The sequence below is a fragment of the Pseudomonas sp. MWU13-2862 genome (assembly GCF_023242495.1).
GTDB classification, from domain to species: Bacteria; Pseudomonadota; Gammaproteobacteria; order Pseudomonadales; family Pseudomonadaceae; genus Aquipseudomonas; species Aquipseudomonas gingeri_D.
Map to the genome: position 1 here is coordinate 1 of NZ_JALMEZ010000033.1, position 7083 is coordinate 7083.

The 7083-nt window shown below is 56.9% G+C and carries 6 protein-coding genes and 1 tRNA gene; 4 read left to right on the forward strand and 3 right to left on the reverse strand.

The window, feature by feature from the left end:
* Positions 1-591 precede the first annotated feature (591 nt).
* A complete protein-coding gene (locus M5C56_RS32130) occupies positions 592-2403 on the reverse strand; it encodes a hypothetical protein (RefSeq protein ID WP_103497678.1) in 1812 nt (603 codons plus the stop codon).
* Positions 2404-3142: 739 nt separating this feature from the next.
* A tRNA-Arg gene (locus M5C56_RS32135) sits at positions 3143-3219 on the reverse strand.
* Positions 3220-3576: 357 nt separating this feature from the next.
* On the opposite strand from M5C56_RS32135, the gene M5C56_RS32140 reads away from it, so the two are divergent.
* The 3 genes from M5C56_RS32140 to M5C56_RS32150 all read left to right on the forward strand — a co-directional run bounded on the left by M5C56_RS32140 (position 3577) and on the right by M5C56_RS32150 (position 4690).
* Entirely contained in the window at positions 3577-3798 is a 222-nt protein-coding gene (locus M5C56_RS32140; RefSeq protein WP_103497679.1) for a hypothetical protein, read from the forward strand.
* 23 nt (positions 3799-3821) lie between these two features.
* Entirely contained in the window at positions 3822-4013 is a 192-nt protein-coding gene (locus M5C56_RS32145; RefSeq protein WP_103497680.1) for a PA3371 family protein, read from the forward strand.
* A 353-nt stretch (positions 4014-4366) separates the two neighbouring features.
* Positions 4367-4690, forward strand: coding sequence for an Arc family DNA-binding protein (locus tag M5C56_RS32150; RefSeq protein ID WP_103497682.1), 324 nt, complete (start codon positions 4367-4369; stop codon positions 4688-4690).
* Positions 4691-4758: 68 nt separating this feature from the next.
* Here M5C56_RS32150 and mgtE read toward each other — a convergent pair whose 3' ends face one another.
* Positions 4759-6201, reverse strand: a complete 1443-nt coding sequence (gene mgtE, locus M5C56_RS32155) for a magnesium transporter (RefSeq protein WP_103497683.1) — start codon at positions 6199-6201, stop codon at positions 4759-4761.
* Between the two features lie 322 nt (positions 6202-6523).
* On the opposite strand from mgtE, the gene M5C56_RS32160 reads away from it, so the two are divergent.
* Entirely contained in the window at positions 6524-7003 is a 480-nt protein-coding gene (locus M5C56_RS32160; protein WP_103497684.1) for a cell envelope protein SmpA, read from the forward strand.
* The last annotated feature ends 80 nt before the right edge of the window (positions 7004-7083 follow it).

The following is a 7083-nucleotide window of genomic DNA, read 5'->3' on the forward strand; positions in this document are numbered from 1 at the left end:
TGACCGGGAGGATCGAACCGCTGAAGAGGCGAAAACACACTGCCTTTTCAGCTACTTCCACGCTTCGATGAACTGAAGCGACCCGCCTGCCAAAACTCTAAAAACCCTTGTAACTCATTGAATCTCAAAGGCTTTTCCGTTTCGACTGCGCCGGAAGTGGGGCGAATTATAGAGCCGTGGATTTTCCCGTCAACGCTTATTTTCACTTTTCTGTCATAAGGGCCAGAAACAGTGCAAACAACGAGGGCTACGGCGGTCTTGAGGACGCTTCTATATAGAAGGGGACCACTCAGGCCAAATCCCGGCAGAACCGACCTTTTCCCAAGGACCTTCGAAAACAGGATTCAACATGCATAACGCACCGACAGGCCGCGTCAGAGCAGAGGCATTGGCTCAAAAAAAGTACTGGATCGGTGCGGATTCTTGCCTGAGTTTCCTTCTTCAAGCGAAAAAACCAAGGGCGAATGCCGATTCGTTCTTTCGATCTAGATAATTGTGTTTCAAGGACTCTGAGTGCAGCTGTGCTGCATGCAAAGGACTCAGACACCGTCTTTTTCGTTGGCGACGACACCCGACCCCAGCCAGAATAGCTCAGACTTTATTGAATACCTGCTTCAATGCGTTGCCTTCAGCGAACGCAAGACGGCTTAAATACAAAGATACTTGATGGTCCGTAAACCCGATTTTCGAGTTGCTGCGCGCCATGAGCACTTCGTCGATGAAGGCATTAGCCTCGTGCGAGGGGATGTTGGGGTAGCTGGCACAGACGAAGATAGCGACGTTATGCAGGCTGTCGAGGTTCCAGTTGATCTGGTTGGGAGTCGTGAAGCCCTGGAGCTTTCCATCGTGTGTCCGGGTCGGCAGGACGTGTTGCGTGGGCATGTAGTTGGGGAGTGGGCCTTTTATCGTCGCGTATGCGCGTATGGCCGCGTTTACCGATGTCAATTGCCCACTATCGGAGACGGCGCCCCTGGGAAGGGCCGTCGCGACCAGGTTGAGCAACTTGGCAAAGTTGCCGAGGTTATTTGGGTCCTGCGCCCCAAGACTCTCGTAAGCGCTGGCTGTATGGTACGCCAGCAACAAGTTCGCTAGGGCCTCCAGCGCAGCCTTTAGCTCCCTATCGCTGGGATACTTGCGCGCGACGTGATCAATTTCCGTGCGAAGTTGGGCCCCCAATGGCGCCCTGGGCTGCTTGGCGAGGTAATCGGGATCCTTGCCCAGAAAGGGTAACATTACTGGGAACAGGCTGGTGATTGCGGTCCATACGGTCTGGTCCTTGCGGATCTCTGAAATCTGCTCTGCCAGCACTGTGAGCCTGTCCTTTGAGGTTTTCAGGGCGCGACCCATCTGCGCCGACAGCGCGCCCATAACCTCCAGGCCGTCCCTCAGCCCGGTACCTTCAGCTTCGTAGCCCAGGATCGCTCTCTCACTCATTTGCCGGTCACCAGCCTGGGGGTTCACGGCGTTCGACGTATCGTAAATCGGCTTGAGCTTCGCCTTTATGGCATTGCTGATCAATTCCACAGGGCCGCCTGTCTGACCCATTGCGTAAACAATGTAATCGCCTTCGACTGTCGTCGGGTGCTTGCCCACGCCTGAAGGGATCACTGTTACACCGACGCGCCGCCCGATCTTGGGCACAGACGTATAGCTGCTAAACCGGTACACCTTGAGGTTGTGCTTGCCAGGGTTGTTCCAGGCTTCATGCATTCTTGGCTGTGTTGCGAGCATGGGCGGCGTCTTTCCCTCCTCCAGATTAATTAACCAGTGGATACTCATCTTGTAGTTCAGGGCCTTGTGAACGGCATCGATGGCCGCGTTCGGCCCGATGACCACCACACTCTTGGAACTGTCGAGTTTGCTCGGGGAAAGGCCAGCAAACTCGTCAAGGTCCAGAACTTGATAGGGATACAATTCGCGCGCCTTTTTCAACTCCGGGGGCACGCGGTGGCCGCCGGCACCAGCGGCTATCACGACTTTATAGGCGTACACCTTTTCGCCGCTGGTCAACTCGATCAGGAAACCACGCACCTCCTCAGGCGCAAGTTCGCTGGGAAAAATACAGTCGGAAACCATCTTGACCGACCTCTTCTCGATCTGAACATCGGCCTCTTGAAGAACTTGAGTGTTCAACTTCGACCATTCCAGCCGATCGACCAGGCTCTCGGAATAACCCGGAATGGTCTGTTTGAAATGTTCCAGAAGGTGGAGCGGGTGGTTGATTTTCAGCGTCGGGTCCGTTGCGTTGCCGGAGTGGCCGCGAGCACCTGCCCATGGGTCGTCCTCGCCGATCGCCAAGACCTTCTTGAATACACTCAGATCGACCGTGGCCACGTAATAAGCCGCCGTGCTGCCGCGCCCAACAATGACCAGAGGCCAGACGATACTTGTAATCTCAGTCATGGTATCCCTCCCTAAGCTTCAATCCCTTGTGTGAGCAACACCGCTGCATGCATGTTCGGGCCGTCAACGGGTTCAGCCCTTGCCGGAGCGCTAAAGTCCGTAGGGCTCTGTGAACGAAGGTCAGGCAGGGCGTGGCGGTCCACCTAGCGTAGCTGTTTTTAAGAGGTACAGGCGCCCCGTCACCTTTCGTACAGAATGATCGACCAAAGCCCGCCAGAACTGGACGGTTTTTTTCATTCCCAGCCCATGATTGCTAGGAAATTTCCAGGTTACCCGGAGGCCAGTGCAACCTGGTGGCAGCAACTACAATGAGGGGCTTTTCGAGTAAGTGTGGCTAGTCGACGACCGCGACAACCAGCGTTCGAACATCTATCTCAACTCGACGCGTACCTTCAGCGGTGCCTGCATGTCTTCCAGCAGACGAATTTCTTCGAATCCGGCCACGACTCCCCCTATCTAGTGTCCCTGCCACGCAGGTTACGCCACAAAGCCGCCGTTCAGCAGCGAAACGTACTGGTCAAATCCGGCGCAATCGAGGATCAGTTGCAATGCAAATGACCTGTCAACCGTGATGAAATCTCACAGCCAGGTGAGAACGAGCAAGGCATAAGTTTCGGAAATCGGCTAAAGAACCCAATCTCATTGAAAGACTGATAGCTGAATGCGCGGAGAAGTGGGGACCAAATATAAAAATCAAGCCGGAAACCAAACGAAAAATTCGCTAACCCACTGACTATATTGGTGTCCCAGGGCCGGTTCGAACGGCCAACCTTCCCCTTAGGAGGGGGATGCTCTATCCAATTGAGCTACTGGGACAACGCTCGGCCACCAGGACAGGCGACGCGAAGGACGGCGTGCATGTTAACGGGCATGCCGTCGTTTGTCATGTCGTCCCTGGGCTTTTTAACCGTAGGCCACCTTCTGCGGGCGCAGCCCGACCCGTGTTGAGAAACCGCTACGCGCCCTGGAGTAACGACTGTCAGGCACCTCATCGGGCATTTTGCATTATTACAAAACGCCATCATTGCAAAGTGCACGCTCCACACGTCCAAAACAAAAGACAAGCTATTGTTTTAAAAGCGTTTTTTCTGATAAAAAGCTTGGCATGCAGCCTGCTCTGACTCTCTCCACGGAAAACCGCCTGATTCAGCATCAGTCATGGAGAGCCTTTCGATGAATACGCCCATTCTTTTGACATTGAATGCCTTGGCATTGATCGCACTGACCGCTTTCCACTTTCAACCGGCGCCAGAGTCCCTGCCCTACACCCATGCAGACCCGCGACAAGCCGCACAACGGGCAGTCATGAGCGATCACCTGACCCACAGCAGCGCCCTGGGCGAACAACGCCAGGCAACCGTCGCCACCGGCGAAACGGTCCGGCTGACGTTCTGAGCCCACTCCACCAAGGAATTCCCATGTCCAGATACGCCATCACCTTCCTGATCCTGACCCTGCTCGCCAGCACCTCCCTGTGGATGGCACCCGCCGACGCCTTCACCCTACCGTTGGTCGTCGCCAGCTGTCTGTTTGGCGGCTTTTTCGTCCTGGCCTTGTTCGCTGGTCGGAAAATCCGCTTCGATCCGGTCTTGCGCACCTCCGAAGACTAGAAAACCAGCAAATTGCCACTACGCTTTAACATTAGAAGCAAAAGGTCAGGCCAGCGGTTAAAATCCGCGCCGTGCTGGCCAGACGCTTCCTGACAGGCCCGGGATGGCCGATCAGAGGGCCGCGACTGGGTGAAACTTTCAAACCAGTACGCATTTCTGATAATTGGTGCTGGCATATTGCCTTTGTCCAGTTCAATATTTGTCACAGAATTGACGCCAAGGATCTGGCAAATATGAGGCATGATGCGGGCCTCATTTCAATTCAGGTTGAACATTTGGCCAAGCATGCTGTCCTACTGACATCCTGCGGCCAATTCCGAGAACCGCTCCCCTGAACTAACCGGTTTAAAACTATGCGCCCATTGAAACAGGCAATTTATTCCAGCCGTACGGCTGACAAGTTCGTCGTGCGTCTGCCCGATGGAATGCGTGAACGCATCGCCGAGGTGGCTCGTAACCATCACCGCAGCATGAATTCCGAGATCATTGCACGCCTGGAGCAAAGCCTTATTCAGGAAGGTGCACTGGGCGACGAGTTGAGCATGCGGCTGGACAGCCCTGAGCTCTCTCTGCATGAGCGAGAATTGCTCCAGCGTTTCCGCCAGCTTTCCCATCGCCAGCAGAATGCACTCGTGTCGCTGATCGCCCATGACGCCGAAATGGCGGACGCCAGCTGATTCATCCCTGAAAGCTCAAGCCAGCGGTGTGCTGGCTTTTTTTTGCCCGGGATTTGGCGGGGAACCGCCTAGAGCAGGAAGATGGTCGCCAGCCCCAGGAAGATGAAGAAACCGCCACTGTCGGTCATGGCGGTGATCATCACGCTCGCCCCCATCGCCGGGTCGCGCCCCAGGCGCGCCAGGGTCATGGGGATCAGCACCCCCATCAAGGCTGCCAGCAGGAGGTTGAGGGTCATGGCCGCAGTCATCACCACACCCAGCGACCAACTGCCGTACAGCAGGTAGGCGACTACGCCGATCACCCCACCCCACACCAGGCCGTTGATCAACCCCACCGCCAGCTCCTTGCGCATCAGCCGCGAGGTATTGCCGGTGCTGACCTGGTCGAGCGCCATGGCCCGTACGATCATGGTGATGGTCTGGTTGCCCGAGTTGCCGCCGATGCCCGCAACGATCGGCATCAGCGCAGCCAGGGCCACCAGCTTCTCGATGGAGCCCTCGAACAGCCCGATCACCCGCGAAGCGACAAAGGCCGTGATCAGGTTGATTGCCAGCCACGCCCAACGGTTGCGCAGGGATTTCCAGACCGAGGCAAAGATATCCTCTTCTTCGCGCAGACCGGCCATGTTGAGGACTTCACTTTCGCTTTCCTCACGGATCAGGTCGACCATTTCGTCGATGGTCAGACGGCCGATCAACTTGCCGTTCTTGTCCACCACGGGCGCGGAAATCAGGTCATAACGCTCGAAGGCCTGGGCCGCATCGTAGGCGTCCTCATCCGGATGAAAGCTCACCGGGTCGCCGGCCATGACATCGGCCACCTGCTTCTCGGGATCGTTGACCAGCAGCCGCTTGATCGGCAGCACGCCCTTGAGCACGCCGTCGTAATCGACCACGAACAGTTTGTCGGTATGGCCCGGCAGCTCCTTGAGCCGACGCAGGTAGCGCAGTACCACCTCCAGGCTGACGTCTTCGCGGATGGTGACCATCTCGAAGTCCATCAGCGCACCGACCTGCTCCTCGTCATAGGACAACGCGGAGCGAACGCGCTCACGCTGCTGGCCATCGAGGGTTTCCATCAGTTCGTGGACAACGTCTCGCGGCAGCTCGGGAGCCAGGTCAGCGAGTTCGTCGGCGTCCATTTCCTTGGCGGCGGCCAGGAGCTCCTGATCGTCCATGTCGGCGATCAGGGTTTCACGGACGGAGTCGGACACTTCAAGCAGGATATCGCCGTCGCGCTCGGCCTTGACCAACTGCCAGACGGTCAGGCGATCGTCCAGGGGCAAGGCTTCGAGAATATAGGCGACGTCGGCGGAATGCAGGTCATCGAGCTTGCGTTGCAGCTCGACGAGGTTCTGCCGGTGAACCAGGTTTTCCACCCGGTCGCGATGAGGGCCGTCCTGACGATGCGTCAGGTCTTCGACCACCCGCTGACGCTGCAGCAGGTCGATGACCTGGGCAAGACGGTTCTGCAGGCTGTCCTGGCTTTTCTTTACTTCAACTTCGGTCATAGGCGAACTCCACTCCCAGCAGCGGGGCACGCCGGAAGGATCAATCAGTCAATTCGTGATTGGCACAACGAGAGATTAAGTAACTACTGGGTAAGTCCATGGAAATATTCCAAAAACCCCGGCGGGGCTGACGGGCGCAATCATACACCGTCCCCACGCCCTCAAGACCAAAAATCTTGGCAAGAACAAGCGCTTGCGATACCCAGCCGAGCGCTTTAGCGCCAGCCTTTCCCCTACGACGACTCATCCTGAAAAGAAAACACACGCCCCAGGCGAAAGCCCACGGCTAGGCTGAGTGAATGATCGTCAAGGAGGACGTCCGATGCTGCCCAGAAGCCATCTATCGCTATTGCTCGCACTCTGCCTGCCCTTCCCGGCCGACGCCACCATCGTCCATCGCTGCGAAAGCGACAGCGGCCATATCACCTTTACTACGCTGGGATGTGCATCAAACGAAACGCTGCAACCCCAGCGAGCACACAACCCCTCGCTCGGAAGCCGGGCGACATCGGCCCCTCGCGCGAAGACGCCAACCTCGGCCGCCCCACCCAGCCCTCAGCCCCTGGTCGTAGTCGGCGAGCACGATGACGGCTGCGCCAATCGATTAAGTCCACAGGAAAAACGCCGGGCAATCATCAACCAGCAGGTTCGCCCTGGCATGAGTCGACTGGAAGTGGAAAGCGCCCTGGGCAGGCCGGATCGGATCAGCACAAGCAACACCGCAACGCGTTATCACTACAACCTGAAACGGGGCCGCAGCAGTCTGGTGGTGCTGGATGAGAAAGGATGTGTCAAAGGCTAGCCGACGTCACATACTCAAACGCCAGACAGCAAAAAGCCCGCAACCAGTGCGGGCTTCTTGGTGTATGGTGCACTCGACAG